This window comes from Ahrensia marina, from assembly GCF_042140245.1.
Lineage (GTDB): Bacteria > Pseudomonadota > Alphaproteobacteria > Rhizobiales > MH13 > MH13.
Genome location: NZ_CP159483.1, coordinates 1,357,248 through 1,373,092, shown reverse-complemented (window position 1 = coordinate 1,373,092; position 15,845 = coordinate 1,357,248). Strand labels below are relative to the sequence as shown.

General features: G+C 56.6%; 16 protein-coding genes. 2 read left to right on the top strand and 14 right to left on the bottom strand.

All coding sequences use genetic code 11. The features are described from left to right. The 7 genes from ABWH92_RS06765 to ABWH92_RS06735 all read right to left on the bottom strand — a co-directional run bounded on the left by ABWH92_RS06765 (position 1) and on the right by ABWH92_RS06735 (position 6,153). Complete coding sequence (locus tag ABWH92_RS06765; RefSeq protein WP_375573309.1) at positions 1-936, bottom strand: dihydrodipicolinate synthase family protein; 936 nt, start codon at positions 934-936, stop codon at positions 1-3. Next, the gene (locus tag ABWH92_RS06760) at positions 933-2,063 is read right to left on the bottom strand and encodes an NAD(P)/FAD-dependent oxidoreductase (protein WP_375573307.1); all 1,131 of its coding nucleotides are present in this window, start codon (positions 2,061-2,063) and stop codon (positions 933-935) included. The genes ABWH92_RS06765 and ABWH92_RS06760 overlap by 4 nt, the downstream gene beginning before the upstream one ends. Further along, positions 2,060-3,499, bottom strand: coding sequence for an FAD-dependent oxidoreductase (locus ABWH92_RS06755; protein WP_375573305.1), 1,440 nt, complete (start codon positions 3,497-3,499; stop codon positions 2,060-2,062). The genes ABWH92_RS06760 and ABWH92_RS06755 overlap by 4 nt, the downstream gene beginning before the upstream one ends. Continuing rightward, positions 3,499-3,780 (bottom strand): (2Fe-2S)-binding protein, encoded by a 282-nt coding sequence (locus tag ABWH92_RS06750; protein WP_375573303.1) that lies wholly within the window; start codon positions 3,778-3,780, stop codon positions 3,499-3,501. Before ABWH92_RS06750 ends, ABWH92_RS06755 begins: the two co-directional genes overlap by 1 nt. Beyond that, the gene (locus ABWH92_RS06745; protein ID WP_375573301.1) at positions 3,777-4,526 is read right to left on the bottom strand and encodes an amino acid ABC transporter permease; all 750 of its coding nucleotides are present in this window, start codon (positions 4,524-4,526) and stop codon (positions 3,777-3,779) included. Before ABWH92_RS06745 ends, ABWH92_RS06750 begins: the two co-directional genes overlap by 4 nt. 1 nt (position 4,527) lies before the next feature. Beyond that, entirely contained in the window at positions 4,528-5,196 is a 669-nt protein-coding gene (locus ABWH92_RS06740; RefSeq protein ID WP_375573299.1) for an amino acid ABC transporter permease, read from the bottom strand. Between the two features lie 93 nt (positions 5,197-5,289). Then, positions 5,290-6,153 carry a transporter substrate-binding domain-containing protein gene (locus ABWH92_RS06735; RefSeq protein ID WP_375573297.1) on the bottom strand — a complete coding sequence of 288 codons (864 nt, stop codon included), beginning with the start codon at positions 6,151-6,153 and terminating at the stop codon, positions 5,290-5,292. A gap of 230 nt (positions 6,154-6,383) precedes the next feature. Between ABWH92_RS06735 and ABWH92_RS06730 the strand changes: the two genes are divergently transcribed. Next, positions 6,384-7,121, top strand: a complete 738-nt coding sequence (locus tag ABWH92_RS06730; RefSeq protein WP_375573295.1) for an amino acid ABC transporter ATP-binding protein — start codon at positions 6,384-6,386, stop codon at positions 7,119-7,121. 19 nt (positions 7,122-7,140) lie between these two features. Next, positions 7,141-8,073, top strand: coding sequence for a DUF6282 family protein (locus ABWH92_RS06725; RefSeq protein WP_375573293.1), 933 nt, complete (start codon positions 7,141-7,143; stop codon positions 8,071-8,073). Here the strand turns inward: ABWH92_RS06725 and ABWH92_RS06720 are convergent. The 7 genes from ABWH92_RS06720 to ABWH92_RS06690 form a co-directional block, all read right to left on the bottom strand. Further along, positions 8,057-8,803: a GntR family transcriptional regulator gene (locus ABWH92_RS06720; protein ID WP_375573291.1), complete on the bottom strand. Its 747-nt coding sequence runs from the start codon at positions 8,801-8,803 to the stop codon at positions 8,057-8,059. The two genes, ABWH92_RS06725 and ABWH92_RS06720, sit on opposite strands and share 17 nt — an antisense overlap. A gap of 95 nt (positions 8,804-8,898) precedes the next feature. Beyond that, on the bottom strand, positions 8,899-9,312 hold the full coding sequence (locus ABWH92_RS06715) for a DUF3830 family protein (protein ID WP_375573289.1): 414 nt from the start codon (positions 9,310-9,312) through the stop codon (positions 8,899-8,901). Positions 9,313-9,377: 65 nt separating this feature from the next. After that, positions 9,378-12,272 (bottom strand): FAD-dependent oxidoreductase, encoded by a 2,895-nt coding sequence (locus ABWH92_RS06710; RefSeq protein WP_375573287.1) that lies wholly within the window; start codon positions 12,270-12,272, stop codon positions 9,378-9,380. Then, on the bottom strand, positions 12,269-13,177 hold the full coding sequence (locus ABWH92_RS06705) for a dihydrodipicolinate synthase family protein (protein ID WP_375573285.1): 909 nt from the start codon (positions 13,175-13,177) through the stop codon (positions 12,269-12,271). The genes ABWH92_RS06710 and ABWH92_RS06705 overlap by 4 nt, the downstream gene beginning before the upstream one ends. Further along, a complete protein-coding gene (locus ABWH92_RS06700; protein WP_375573283.1) occupies positions 13,174-14,220 on the bottom strand; it encodes a phosphotriesterase in 1,047 nt (348 codons plus the stop codon). The genes ABWH92_RS06705 and ABWH92_RS06700 overlap by 4 nt, the downstream gene beginning before the upstream one ends. Positions 14,221-14,244: 24 nt before the next feature. Continuing rightward, positions 14,245-14,997: an amino acid ABC transporter ATP-binding protein gene (locus tag ABWH92_RS06695; protein ID WP_375574205.1), complete on the bottom strand. Its 753-nt coding sequence runs from the start codon at positions 14,995-14,997 to the stop codon at positions 14,245-14,247. Positions 14,998-15,107: 110 nt separating this feature from the next. After that, the gene (locus ABWH92_RS06690) at positions 15,108-15,842 is read right to left on the bottom strand and encodes an amino acid ABC transporter permease (RefSeq protein ID WP_375573282.1); all 735 of its coding nucleotides are present in this window, start codon (positions 15,840-15,842) and stop codon (positions 15,108-15,110) included. Positions 15,843-15,845: the final 3 nt, after the last annotated feature.

Genomic DNA, 15,845 nt, shown 5'->3' with positions numbered 1-15,845 from the left:
TCACGTAAGGAGGCCTGCCGCCTGCAAGGCTTCCTCGATAATGAGATGTTCATGCTCATTCAGATCGGGTTGCGGTGGTCGGACAGCGTTGCTGGCCAAATGGCCGAGACGGTGCAATGCACCTTTAATACGTGCTGTGGCCCGTCCGCTTGGCGCTTCGCGATAGATGGCGCGGGCCAGTGGATAGACCTGATCATGCAGCCGCCGTGCTGTTTCCCAATCTTCAGCCTGCGCAGCTTCATACAAAGCCACAATCAAAGCTGGAGCGAGTGCTGCAAGGCTTACCTGACTTCCATGGGTGCCGATCACATATGTGGTTAGCAGATGCTCATCACCTGACCCAAGCACGGCGAACGTGTCGCGCTGCTTTTCGAACAACCTCCAATTGGCCTCATACGCCGCAACTTCCCAGCTGCCATCTTTGATACCAACCACACGATCATCGTCCGTCAGTTGTTGCAGTGTCTCCGACCGGTAAGACATAGCCCCGGCACTCAACGCCGCACCATAAACGAGCAGAGGTAGCGAGCAGGCATCGCGGATATGATCTTGATGAAGACGGGCGCAACGCGGATCCTGCGCAAGGGCAAAACTGTTTGGTGGAAAAATCAGAAGGGCATCAGCTCCTGCAGCCTGCGCATCTGCGGCTTCCTTAGCTGCTTCTAGGCTGGACTCATTGTTGATCCCACAGCAAATCAGACATTCAGTTGGAACACTCTGGCGCGTGAGCTCTACAACACGCCGCTTCTCGTCCCGGCTCAGTACATAGTTCTCGCCGGCATGACCGTTGATCAGCACCCCCTTAATGCCCGGTGTGTTCGTTATCCATATCAGGTGGGCCACGAGGGCTGCTTCATCGATCGTGAAATCAGGCTTCATGGGAACAATGGTGGCAGCATGAATGCCGCCAAGCCGTGCGTGCAGGGTTTGGCTCATGCAGCATTTCCGATTGTTTGGTTGTGAGGTGGCAACAACCGATCCAATGGGAACAAAGGCATGGCTGGTTCACGCCCTAAAAGCTGATCGGCCAGAAGCTTGGCGATATAAGGCCCGCTTGTGTAGCCTGAGTGGATCGAGCCGCAGACAAACGCACCCCCCACCCCCGGTACCGATCCAACAATCGGCATGGCGTCGGCGGTTTCAGCCTCAAAGCCTGTCCAGGCGCGGACCAACCTCGCCTTGGCCAGGGCGGGGATGGCATGGATGGCAAGGCGTGCATTGCCGACTATCCGATCAGGAACCAGCGTAGCATTGCCAGTCTCGCGGTCACCAAGGGCCTGCCAACCGCCACCTATCACCGCTGTCCCGTGCGGGAACTGTTTGAGGGACAAAAGTCCGCTGGCGATACCTACGACGGTGCGCATGACAGGCTCGAGCCGTTCTGTAACCGCGAGTTGATTGATCAGGGTTTTGATCGGTAGCTTGATGCCAAGCCAGCCAAGCATCGCTTCAAGCCAAACGCCACCAGCAAGCACAATCCTACGGGCTCTAAGCGTGTCATCGCCTGTGTGCACGGTGAAGTCACCAGTTTCGCGCGCGACACTTGTAACGGGGCGGTTTTCGTGAATCTTCACCCCCGCATCCAGTAAAGCCTGTCGATAGGCGAGCCCGGTCAAGTAAGCATTGGCGTAGCCGTCAACTTCGCAGTGCCCGGCCAACTTGATACCATCGCCCAAGCCTGGTTCCACTTTCTTGGCTTTCTTCGCACTAACGAGGTCGATGGGCGCGCCGGCTTCCTGCCGCAGTGCGGCCCGCTGCGAAAGCAAGGCTTCTTCAGCTTCGGTGAAGGCCAACGATAGCCCGTCACAAACGTGCACGCCCACATCATGGCCAAGCCAATCGCGCGCAGTCGCCCACATGTGGTGACCCTTCAGCGCATAGGGTATCAGCGCCACCCGCGTCATTTGCATTGTCAACGTGCCAGCATTGACGCCTGAGGCCTCCCGGCACAGCGCTCCTCGCTCAAGAAGTGCCACATCCATGCCGCCACGGGCAGCGAACAGCGCAACGGTGGAGCCATGCAGGCCGCCGCCAATCACAGCAAGATCATGGACATGGCTCATAAAGGTGCAGGCTCCGGGATGGGTATATCATCGTAGGAGAAGGTGCCTGTGAGGTCGCCCATAGCGACGGGGCGAAGAGGCGGACGTGCGGTGAGCGTACCGACAGTTTGGCGCGCAACACCCAAATGCTGCGATAGGATGGTCGCGGCGATCTCGCCACATAAGCGCCCTTGGCATGGCCCCATGCCACTGCGGGTGAAATGCTTTAGCTGATTAACGTCACTTGCACCTGCTGACCCAGCCGCTTCAATCTCCGCACGGGTCACGTCCTCACAACGGCAAACCACAGCACTTTTCGGAACACTCGTAACCTGTCCCGATCGTAAGGCTAGAGTCTCGGCGATGGCGTCTGAAAAATGGCTCTGTTTCTTGCACGCTTTCAGCAGCGGCTTCACCTTGCGCCCGAATTCCACGTCGCTCAGATGGCCACTTTCCTTTGCCACCGCTAGACCACAAATCTGCCCCCTGGTAACTGCGGCATCCGCACCGCGAATACCTGCACCGTCGCCAACAGCAAAAAGGCCATCAACGCTGGTTTGCCCATGCGCATCTGTGTCAGGCACATACCCGCCGCGAACTACACTGTGCTGCATTTTAGCGCTAAGAAGGCGCGGAATATCGGCACCTGGTGTCAGTCCATGACCGACCAGCAGGGCATCCGCGTTGAACTGTCTGTCCTGCCCGTCAGTAAAGGCACCAGACGCATCCACTGGCGACACGGTTACCAGCTCAACCTGATTGTGTCCGTCGACTGACCGGACGCTGTGGCGATGAAGTATCGGCACCCCTGCCCTGCGCACACGCGCTGCCCAACCTGCACCGCGTGCGACCAGCTTTGGCTGAGTGGCAAGGGAGGGCAACCGGGTGAGCCAATCCGCTCGGCTGTCTAAGTCAATGACGGCCAGAGGTTTTACACCAGCATCCAATATGCCAGCGGCCACAGATAGGAGAAGTGGCCCTGCGCCAGCGATCACCGGGCGCTTTCCAGGTACAACCGCGTGAGATTTCAAAAGAATGGTTGCTGCCGCCAGACCCATTACACCTGGCGTCGTCCAACCATGGAAAGGTACAATCCGTTCGTAAGCGCCTGTTGCAGCAACGAGGCGTGGCGCGATCAACGTCGTGGGTCCATCAGGTCCAAGACTATCAACTTGGAACAGGCCATCGGTGTTAATCAGGACGGACCAGACTCTCTCACCCGAGAGGGTTTTGACACCGCTGGTGGCCAATCGCGTGCGGAGCGATGACCCTTCGCGGGTTTCGGGTGTATCGCTTTTCTCAAGGTCGCCAATTGGCGCGCGCCACACTTGCCCACCAGCCTGCGTTGCCTCGTCCACCAGGTGAACATCGACACCATTGGAATCGGCAACCATCGCCGCGCTGGCACCTGCTGGTCCGGCCCCGATGACAATAAGGTCAGTCTCGGTAGACGCCATTAAGGTGCTCCCTTCAGCCGCACTGCCATGCCCTCTTGCGTCGGGGTCAGGCAGGTTTGCACCAGACGTCCGTCAACTTGGATACTGCATTCCTGGCAGACGCCCATGAAACAGAGCGCTCCACGTGGCGCTCCGGCGTTGGGGCTGTGACGCAGACAAAGATATCCCGCGCACAAGAGAGCGGTCGCCAGCGGTTCGCCGCGTGGGACACTTAAGGGCGCACCATCAACCGTGATGGTGATACGTGATCGCTGATCTCTGCTCTTCCGTTGGCCTGTCACAGCACGCCGCCCTGTTGCTTTAAGACGCTTTGAACCTTCGCTGCGTTACGGGGCTTACGGGCTTCATGCACAAGCCGTTTTTCAGCATAGCGTCCGACCCGAGCGAACGACCAAGAGATAACGAAGTAGAGCACCAATATCGTGCCGAAACATATGAGCGCCGAAAACCCGCGTTGGTTCAGCATGCGTGCGGCGAAGGTGAGTTCCAGAAACCCGATTTGCGAGATCAATGACGTTTCCTTGATCATGCTGACGGTATGAATGGTCGAGGGAGGAAGTATGACACGCCATGCTTGTGGCAGGATGACCCTTACGAGCGTTGAGAGGGGTGTCATGTTCATGGCAATGGCCGCCTCCCATTGCATTGGGTTGATGGCCTCGTAGCCCGCGCGAATATTCTCAGCGGCCAAAGCCGACATGCGCAGCGCAACAGCCGTTGTCGCGATGACAAACAGTGAAGTCTCTGTGCCAGAGAGCTGGAAGGCAAAAAACACGCACAGCAGCAGCACCAAAAACGGTATACGGCGCACCATCTCAGTATAGAGAATGAACACGCCACGAAGCGGTGGGATTGGATTGACCCGCAAAACGCGGAACGTCGAAACGATGAAGCCAATTGCATAGCCGATCACACAGCCAAAGAACGACACCAGCAGCGTGTTCATTGCCGCTTCAGCCAGAAAGATCATGTTCCAATAGGTGAAGAAGCGCGGTGCTTCTTCCGCTAGCTGTTCAAGCGCGCCCATCCTAGAATGCCTTCACTTTGACGCGGAAGAACCAACGCCCCACGGCATACAGTAAGGCCGAAGCAATGATGGTTAGTCCGATATAGATCAGCGCCGTAACGGAGAAGATTTCAAAGGAGCGGAAGCTGATCGCATTGGCATTGAGCGCCCTGCCGGTAACCTCTTCCACGCCAAAAATCGCAGCCATAGATGTGCCAAGCGTCATGAGGATGTAGTGATTGGAAAGCGCCGGATAAAGCGCCCGCATGATGTGTGGTGCGATCACGTGCCAAACCAGTTGAAAGCGAGAAAAGCCAAGCGTCTCCGCCGCCTCAACTTCAGCTTTTTGAATCGATTGGAAACCTGCGCGCTGAATCTCCGTCAAGTACGCGCTGGCATTGATCGTCATGCCAAGAAGAACCGCTTGATAAGGGCTCAAGAGGATACCGAACTCGGGCAGCGCAAAGAACAAGAAGAAGATTTGCACCAGCTGCGGCGTGTTGGTGAAGAAGCTGACATACATCCGTACCAAAACCCGCGAAGGTTTGTTGCCGTACGTTAGAATCGCCGCACCAAACAATCCCAGCAATGCACCCAAAATGAAGGCAATGACCGCGATTTCAAGCGCGATGACCGCCCCTGCAAGAAGATCGGGAATGTACTGGACGATCTGTCCATATTGCAGCTGCATGCGTGACTCCAGCGAAGACTGGCATCGACGCCAGTCTTCGTATCAGATGGATAGTTCAGCTAGAGCAATAGAACCCTCGGGACCTTTGTCGGTCTAGAAAATCGGGTTCAAGGGCACCGGGGTTTGCATCGGCACGCCGAACCATTTTTCCCATGTCGCGTCGACAAAACCATTTTGGTGCATCTCGAACAGGGCAATGTTCAAGAAGTCGCGCAGTGTATGGTTGCCCTTTTGAACGCCAACGCCGACCCAAGTGTTGCTGATCGTTTCATCAAGGATTTTCCATTCAACGCCCGCAACATCTTGCATCGGAATGACAACGGACTCGATCACATCAACCATTGCGTCAGCGCGACCTTGCTGCATAGCGCGGAACGTGTCGGGATAGTTATCAAGCAGCGTTAGCTGGGCTTCGGGCGCGTTCGCCTCAATCCATGGAACACCGATAGTGCCTCGTACCTGTACAAGACGCACATCAGGATTGTTCAGATCACTCAGCCCGCTAATCGGCACAGCTGTCTCTTCTTTCGTCAGTACAGCGACGGTCTGAGTATGCAGCGGGATTGTGTAGTCGATCACCAGAGCCCGAGCCACCGTGCGAGTGATCGCTCCAAGCACGATGTCAATGCGATCAGCCTGGAGGAACGGAATACGGTCGGGACTGCCGACCTGAACCACCTCAAGCTCGACGTTCATCAACCGCGCAAGCTCCACCGCAATATCATAGTCAAAGCCATCGATCTGGTTGCGATCGTTGAACACACCGAACGGTACCAAGGTAGGATTGATGCCAACCCGAAGAGTCTCACTAGAGAGCACATCTTCCAACGGTCGAGCCGATGCAGGGGCCACGGACGTAGCAGCAACAACTGGAACAGCGGCCGCCGCGGCAGCGAGGCCAAACGTGGCACGGCGCGTCAGTGTCGTCGATTTGCCTGGGGTCTTGGCGTCAGTCATAGCAAGTTCCTCTTGGTACATATGATACAAATTGCATACAATAGTTGCACAATTCTTCAAGGCAAAGTACGCAGGTTTTGACTCAACGCGCAAGCGCAAAGCGGCAATTCTCCGATGCGACTTCAAGCGCTAAGTCAATGAGGAAGCGTAGACGAGCGTAACGGCAATGCATCCACGCAGGCAAACTGCAGACGGCGTAAAACCATCGCCAAACGCGAGTAAGGAAGACAATGGCCTACCTCACAGTTGATGGCATCTCAGCAGGCTATACCAAGCTGGATGTGTTGAAGAATGTGCATCTTTCGATCGAGAAAGGCGAAATCGCCGCTCTGATCGGCCCCTCGGGCTCAGGCAAGTCCACACTGCTGCGCACGTTGGTGGGGCTCCTGCGGCCACACACCGGCGGTGTGGAAATTGATGGACACTCCATCGACTATGGAGACCGTGACTCGCTTCGGCAGGCTCGCGACAGATTTGCCATCGTCTTCCAGCAATACAATCTGTTTCAGAACATGACAGCGCTGCGTAATGTAACCATAGCGCCTGACATCGTGAAGAAGCGAGCTCGCAAGGATGTTGAGGCGCTCGCTGCCGAGCTTTTGGACAAAGTTGGACTAGGTAACAAGCTGGGCGCCTATCCTGATGAATTGTCCGGCGGTCAGCAACAGCGTGTTGCCATTGCCCGTGCCCTTGCACTCAAGCCTGATATCTTATTGCTTGATGAGGTAACATCAGCGCTAGACCCAGAGCTTGTAACAGAGGTGCTGGACACCATTCGGCTTCTGGCCGACGAAGGCATGACAATGCTCATCGTCAGCCACGAAATGGCATTCGTCCGCGAAGTGGCGAGCCGTGTGGTGTTCATGGATCAGGGAAGCGTGGTGGAGGCTGGTCCGGCGAGCCAAGTTTTTGACGCTCCCAAGACAGATCGCCTTCGTGATTTCACCGCAAAAATTCTGCGCCACTGATGCCAGCAGAGATGTTCTCGTGACGAGCCTGGACACCCAAGGCGACTTTCTGCGCGGCGCGGTTGATGGCCACGTGCATGCCTGTCCGCACCTGAACGACCGCCGCTTGGACGCTCTGCAGGCTGCCGATCAAGCTGACGCAGCGGGTATGGCCGGGCTTGGCCTGATGGACAATTTCTCAAACTCAGCCGTTCTGGCGGCTCTGGTACGTCGCGCAAGGCCAAACATGCCACTGGATGTGTTTGGCGGCCTGATCATGGAACCACCTGCCGGTGGCCTCTCACCAGAAGCGGTAAAGACGGCACTAGGAAGCGGCTATGGGCCTTCACAAGGTGCACGCTTCATATCGTTGCCCACACATCATACACAGTATGTTGCGCGTTCTGAAGGCCGCTCGCCAGCCCATATTGAGGCTTGCCTCGCCATTCCAGCACATGGCCCATTGCCTGATCCCCTGCTCAAGATTTGTGACCTAGTGGCGCAGGCTGATGTTGTTCTGAACACGGGGCATTTACGTGCTGACGAGGCCATTCGCGTGGTTGAGGCTGCCGTTGCTGCAGGCATCAAACGGATTCTTGCGCCCGCTAACGCGTATGAGCCCAACGATGTGCGCGCCCTTGTTGCCGCCGGCGCAACGGTGGAACTCTCCTTTTTCTTTGTCAGCCATGCAACTGAGGCTGGCCTGACACATGTCGATAGCGAAACTCACACGATACCGCGGGTCACCGCGCCACAGATGGCAGCGTTGGCATTGGCCGCTGGGCCGGGCAAGCTCGTGCTTTCCAGCGATTGCGGTGTGTTTCTGCTTCCACCACCCGTCGAAGGCTTGCGTGGCTTGGTTCTACTGCTTGAAGCCTGTGGTGTTCCTGCTGATATCCTGGTTCCTGCGATCAGCGAAACGCCCGCAAAGCTGTTCAATGTAACCAGAAACGATCCTAGCGAAGCAGTTTAGTGGCGTAACGCATCAGCGAACGGATGTGAGCTCGCACGGCACGTCGTGCAGCCCGAGTATCCTCGGCTTCTAGCGCCTTGAGAATCTCAAGATGCTCTTGCGAGTCTGGGATCACACGGTCCGCCAACCGGTCGCTCTCGAAGAGACGGGTGGTTGTGCGTAGTGCCTGAATCGTTTCGGCCAAAACCGTATTGGCACAAGCATCGGCAAACATCGTATGCAGATTGTCGTCTGATATCCAATGAGAATCGGTGTGATAGAGCGTGGCGTCTTGGAGCTGTTCAAGTTCAGCGCGCACGGTGCGAAATGTGGACGACGCGATACGGCCGATCGCCATCGCCGCCGCCTCTGGTTCCAGAATCTCTCGAACCTTCAGGCTCTCAAGATATTCCTGCAAGCCAACTTTGCGGACCACATACGAGCGGTTGGCGACCTTGCAGACAAGGCCCTCTCCTTCAAGCCTTTGCAATGCTTCGCGCAGGGGCGTGCGCGAAACGCCCAACGCCTCGGCCAGCCGCTGTTCAACAATCACTTCGCCACCGCGCAAACGCGAATGAAAAATCATTTCTGAGACCGATTTATAGGTCAGGGTCGACAGGTTAAGACCACCAGCCGACGACAAAACCTTGTTATCGCCAGCCGGCTCCGAAGTGGATGCTTCCTGCGCCTGTTCGTGTGTAGGCGAGTCCGGAGCGAGTACGGTCTCGCCTGTGGTGTTCTCGATGGCCATGCATGCACAGTCTCACAACTTTAACACCATTCAAAGGCGTGTCAGCGTGGTCCGCCAGCACAGTCCACATCTTGCGACCAAAGCCGAGTAAAGCGTCAGTCCAAGTCAAAGCGAATAGGCTGGGCTCCATTCCAAAGCACCCGGCGGCCTACTTCAGCCAAGTTTTCCAACCCTTCGGTTAGCGTGATGAAATGGTTGCCGGCCAACTGCCCCATCTTTGAGGAAAAATCCACACCACCATAAGCAAGCAAGATCTCGGTCTCGCTGATACCGCCCGGGTAAAGAATGATATGTCCTGGCGCGGGATGGCTCGTGTGATTTTCATACTCAACACCAAAATCGGTGTCACCAAGCGGAACCCAAACACCCTCACCGCTCCAGCGCACATGCACGATCTGGCTCTCATACGGCATCTGAGCGCGGAAGGCGGCCACTGTTTTGGGCGCAAGCTCGCTCTCAAAACGTCCGGAGAATGTGAAACCTGCAGCAGTCACTTTGAGCGTTTCCATAGTTTTTCCTTTCATAGGGAGTGATTGAGCGCACTTTGTTGTTCGCGCATATGAAGATCGTTGCGTTAGGCAAAGCGTTCGGGAGAAAAGCGTTGATAGGCAGGTGGCAACGATCCGTTGATGATGGATTGCGCCGCGACTTGCCCGAGCAGTGGCCCAAGCGTGTATCCATTGGCTCCAGCAACAACCACAGCACCAGGAAACCCGGGCAGAGGGCCAACCATTGGGGCGCCATCGATATCGACATTCATAGCAGCCCAGGATCGCAACATATGAAGGCCTGCAAGCTCGGGAAGCACCCTTTCGGCGACCCAAAGATTGCCCTCAATGCTTTGGCGAAGGATACGCGAACGTCCGGTGTTATTGTCCGTGCTCGCAGACCAAGCACCCCCAATAATGATATTGCCGACTGAAGCCTGTTTCATGGTTAGGTGCCTGTCGGCATGCGCTAGCAGACAGGGTGCGAGTTGCGGTGCGATTTCAGTCACGATCATCTGCAACGGGGCACCATGAACCGGAAGGTCCAGGCCGAGCATCGCTCCCAATGCGCCAGTCCAACCCCCAGCGGCAAGAATGAGGTGTTTGGAGACAATCGACCCGGCACTCGTTTCAACTGCGTAGACACGTCGATCATGGCTCAGCGCGCTCACATGAACGCCTTCAACGAAACGCGCGCCGTTGTCTTTGGCGGTACGCGCCAGCGCAGGCGTCGCAATCAAAGGATTGATTTTCCCCTCTCCCGGACACCAAGCACCAGCAATCATTCTGTCTGAAACAGCGGGGGCGATGGCACGGATTGCGTCGCGGTCAATCAGTTCAACTTCAATTCCGCTGCGCCGTTCGGCGTCGACTTTCTGCTTCAAAAACTCGATATGTCCTCCCTCTTCGGCGAGCATCAAACCGCCGGTGAGAGCAATCTCAAATGAGGTTTCCAGAGCGCGTTCATGCTCTTGCCAGAGCGCTATGGCATCGCGCTGTAGGGGTAGGGTTTGTAGCAGCGCTTCACTTCGCCCGCCGGTTTTCTCGCCATAGTCAAAGGAGAGAAGCTGCATGTGCAGGCTGCCTGCATTGCCGCCCGAGGACTCCCCATTGATAGAACTGCGATCGATAACAACCGTGTCCAATCCGGCGGCGCTGGCATGGAGAGCTGCGGCAACGCCCATAATGCCCGCACCGATGATCACCAGATCAGCCTTTGTCGGCAGATCAATGAGATCATCATGGTCACGCTCGGGTAGACGAGATCGCGGCAACTCGCTCTGGCGATGGCCGCCCCATTCGGGTTTTTCTAGTGCCAAAGCCGCAATAGGGACCGGCCTCGCCGGGGCCTGTGGTGCAAACAGTTGAGGCTGGCCAAGCAGACGGGCAGCCGGACCACTACAATAGCGTCCCTGGCAACGCCCCATGCCGAGCCGGGTCTGGCGTTTGAGAGCACCGAGGTCTGATGCACCTTCAGCGATCGCTTTGCGCACCTGTCCAAATGACACGCTCTCGCAGCGACAGATCACTGTCTCATCGCTGGCTGGATCTCGCGGCGGTGCGGCGTAGATCGACCAGAGTGCGCGTTGAAAACGCTTAGAGCGAGCAAGCTTTGCCTTAGCTTTTTTGGTCGAAGCCGATTCCGTTCCCAACCAAAGCAAAGCCTGTGATGCAGCGATTTCTCCCTCTGCCAGCGCAGCCCGAGCTCCACCCATGCCACCTCCATCACCAGCGATCCAAATGTCTGGCTCCGATGTAGAGCACTGGTCATCGCGACGCGGCACAAGGAAACCGCTACCACCATCTTGGTCGCAAGCGCAGCCCAGGGAACGCGCCAGTTCAGCTTGCGGCAGAAATCCCTCACCAACGCACAGCGTATCCAGGGCAAGCCTTCGCTCGGCTCCAGTTCCGTTGATTGGCTGAAAGGTTGCAGCCTCAACTCGGCCATTGCCTGTACAACCCAACAGCTGCCAGCCTTCAAGGATCTCAACACCGGCACGCTTCACCATGGCGTGCATCTGCATGCCTTTAAGAGCAAGATCAGGCGCATTCCAGGCCACGCTTGCCAGTGATGCAATGTTGGCAAAGCGGCTGGGATTTGCCCGCTCGACAATCGCCAGCGGCGGCGTGCCAGCTGAAATCATCTCACAGGCCAATTGCAAACCAAGAGGCCCATTGCCCGCAATCACGACGCGCTTGCCGGGAACCATCCCATAGCTGCGCACCATCGACTGGGCGGCACCGACGGTCATCACACCAGGCAGCGTCCAACCGGGCACCATAGGTGGTTGCTCATAGGCGCCGGTGGCCAAGATCAGCGCTTTGGGCCGGATAAGCTGAGCGCCATGATCGCTCAAGACACCGAGAGCAATGCCGCCCTTTTCCTGCTGGGCGTACCAAACCGTGTGACCGGTTAGATGAGTCACATGGGTTTGCGCAAGTTGCGCGCGCAACGCATCGCCAGCACGATGTTGTTGGTCCTTGCTGCGCACAGAAGAACGTAGGTCCGGCTTGAAATATTGCCCTCCCCCATAAGCGCGCTCATCGATAAGCAGGATGGAAAGACTACTCTCACTCTTTGCAGCGTGCAGAGCTGCAGCAAGACCAGCTGGCCCTGCGCCGATGATAACAAGGTCTACCCCTTGCTCAGCCATGACGGCATCTTTTGGTTGTGGGGCCAGCCGCTCCAACGAACCTTTTGAACCCTCCGACATCGCAGCTTCTCGATGACGGTACACCTGCCGAACGCCTTTGGCCGATGTCATACAAGCTCGTTGCGCCTGCCTGCCGTCCACATTGACGAGGCAATCATGGCAAAGACCGATACCGCAGAAGACACCACGTGGTTCATCGGTGCGCGTGATACGTTGCACCACACACCCTGCGCGTCCAAGAGCACTGGCAAGCGTATCGCCGGGATTTATCTCAACCTGTTCGCCTTCAAACTCAAAATGGTTCGGCGCTGGTACGTCGGCCTTCATGCCGATTGGCGTGTCGGTTCGGGGACGGCAAGCGCAAGCTTGGCCAGCGTGTCCAAAATCTCCGCGTGATGGATGGCATCTACTGGCAAGCGCGGCGCGCGCGGGTCGCCTACCCCCTGCCCAATGATGCGCAGCGCTGCCTTTGTGGCCGACACATAATGATGCCCACCAACCATACGAATGATCGGCAAGATATCTTTGTACAGGGCACGAGCCGCGTCATAGTCTTTTTCATCGGCGGTTAAAGCAAACAGACGCGCAAACTCATACGGCATGATGTTCGAGCCCACTGCCACCCAACCTTCGGCACCTTCCACGAAAGATTCAAAGCCCAAGATACCCCCAAACACAGTCATTCTGTCCCCGCAAAGTTCCAGAATGTCGCGGATGCGGGTCACCTCCAATGTGCTCTCTTTGATGTAGCTGACATTGTCGATCTGGCTGAGGCGCGCGACGATAGGTGGCGTCATGTCGATGTTGGCGGTCGCTGGATTGTTGTAGATCATAATGGGCACAGAAATGGCGTCTCCGACCCTTTCATAGTGCCGGAAAAGCTCATCCTCTGTTGGGGTCGAATAGAAGGGCGGGATGATCATCACACCGTCCGCCCCCATAGCCTCGGCGGCACGGCTATCGCGAACAACGGTATCGGTCCATTCAGCACCTGTCCCAATGAGAACCGGGACACGGCCAGCAGCCACGTCCACGACAGTGCGTGCGACGCTATCGCGCTCTTCATCCGTCAGTGACAGAAATTCACCGGTCGAGCCCAAGGGGATGAGCCCGTGAATACCCTGCGCGATCTGCCATTCGGTAAACCGGGCAAGCGATGCCAGATCAACGTGCCCTGCCTCATCGAAAGGTGTGATCATGACGGTGTAGGTGCCGCGAAACGTGGTGCTCATGCAGGAGTCTCCGGTGAAAAAGCAAGCAGGGATATTGGGTTGATGCGCACAAGCTGATCGATTTCATCAGCGTCAAAGCCAAGCCGCTCCATCAGCGGCTGCACATTGCGCGGGATGTGGCCATAGCCATGTCCGCCGAAGCATTGCAGCCGTGTGCGTGTGCAGATGTCTTGGCTGATCAAAACGCTTGCTTCTAGCCCAGCGTCAAACAGGTCTCGGATTGCACGAAGGCGGCCGCGATCCGTCGGTAGTTCCACATCACCCATCCAGTAATGCGAGGTTTCAATACCAAAGAAATCCCATTCAACCATGACACCTGTGCGCGCCAGCTCCAGTGGACCGTCACCCTCAGGGTAAGTCCGGTCCATATGGCAGATCGCACATCGTGAGAGATCGGCGCCTTCGGCTTCAAGGACAGCGACGATGTCAAAAGGTGCGCGCCTGTTACGCCCTGGGTGGATACTGATGCCAGCGCCAGTATGAAGGCTGGCCCGTGCCGCTGCTTGAAGGGCGCGCTTCTCAACAGGCTCAAGCGGCCAAGAACAGCCGATTTCGCCTATCAGGCCAGCTTTGATGTCCGTGCCATCAAGGCCGACAGTGACTTCATGGATAAAACGAGCCGTGAGCGCTTCAACATCATGCGATTGCGTTACCGCATCCAGATAGGGCGACGTGTATGTTCCTGCAGCCGCAACAACAGAACACCCAGACCTCCGCGATACATTCTGCAGACCCTTGGCGTCACGTTTGAGGCCAAGGGTCGATTGATCGACGATCAGATCGCCACCATCATCTCGAAGGGCGCGCAACTCGTTCGTGGCGATATCCCAGTCTTGCTGACGCGCATTGGCCGGGTTTTCCGTCGAGCGATAGTCGATTTGCCAGCGCGTGGACATATCTATTGGCGCGCTAGAGGAAGCATCCGAGCCGACCAGAGCAATATCAAAAAGCACATGCTCGTGCACCAACACCGACGAAAAGTCTGATGCAGGCCGGTCTCCGCAAACGGTGCGCACCACCGGCTCGCCGGAATAAGAAGACAATGACGACGTCAAAACTCTGCCCACCTAGTGCTGCAGAATCTTGGAAAGAAAGGCCTTAGTGTGCTCACTCTTAGGCGCCGTAAAGAATGCTTCCGGAGGCGCTTCTTCAACGATCGCTCCTTCATGCATGAGAAGGACGCGATCAGCCGCCGCACGGGCAAAACCCATTTCATGGGTGACAACAATCATCGTCATACCCTGGTGGGACAGATCGACCATCACATCGAGCACTTCGGAGATCATCTCAGGGTCCAGCGCAGACGTTGGTTCGTCAAACAGCATGACCTTAGGCTTCATCGCTAAAGCCCTGGCAATTGCAACGCGCTGCTGTTGGCCGCCCGAAAGCTGACGAGGATAAGCATTGGCCTTCTCCGGCAGGCCGACACGTTCGAGAAGTGCCATGGCCTCTTCAACGGCCTGCGCTTTCGGCACTTTTTGGATCTTTATGGGCGCAACGGTAATATTGTCGATAACTGAGATATGCGGAAACAGATTGAAGTTTTGAAATACCATACCAAGGTCGCGCTGCTGCTGCGCAACCAAGCGATCAGGCAAAGGCACAAGCCTGCCATTTTTCTCGCGAAGTCCCATCAAATGCCCGCAGGCAACAATCTTGCCGCCGTCGATGGTCTCTAACTGATCGATACACCGCAGCAGTGTGCTCTTGCCGCTACCAGACCGGCCAGCAATGACAACAACTTCGCTATGGCGAACGGTTAGGGACACGCCCTTAAGCACCTCGGTGCCATGAAAGGACTTGGTAACACCCTCAATCATTACAATCGGATCACCAAGCGTCTTGTTTGGGCGCTCTTGAGCTTTTACCGGCTCGGCGAGCACCAAGTCAGCGCTTTGGTCATGGCTGGTGTTGACTGTCATATGTTCGCTCATGCCGTACTCGCAGCGCCGATAGCTTTCTTCAGTTCCTTCTCGCCATCCGGGGCAATCGCCGCCGCTGGCCCGAAGGGTTTTTCATAGTGCGCTTCAATGCGAACCTGGATCGCGCTCCAGATCGAAACCAAAAGAAGATACCAAAGCGCGGCGACCAGATAGACTTCCAAGATACGGAACTCGACCTGCGCCAACATCTGTGCATTGCGCATCAGCTCCTCCATGGAAATGACCGAAACCAGCGAAGTGGTTTTCAGCATGCCATTGAACTGGTTGCCCAGTGGCGGAATGATTGTGCGAACAGCCTGCGGAAGGATGACGATACGCATCCGTTCCCACCAGGTCATACCGAGCGAGCGCCCGGCATCATTCTGCCCCTTGTCGACAGACATGATGCCGGCACGAATGATCTCCGCCAGATAGGCGCCTTCGTTCAGCGCAAGGCCCAGTATGGCTGACTCAACCACGTTCAAGCGAATGCCCAGTTGCGGCAAGCCAGTGTAAATGATCACCAACTGAATAAGGATTGGTGTGCCGCGAAATAGCCAAATGTAAAAGTTGGCAATCGCCTGCAACGGCTTGTTGCCATACATCTTGAGCAGTGCAGCTAAAACGCCCAGACCCAGCCCAAGGATCATCGAGACGACCGACAGCCATATCGTCGCCCAAGCGCCTTCAATCATCAGGCCATTGGTTAGATATTGGAAGAAATAGTCCCAGCTCCAGTTCATGGT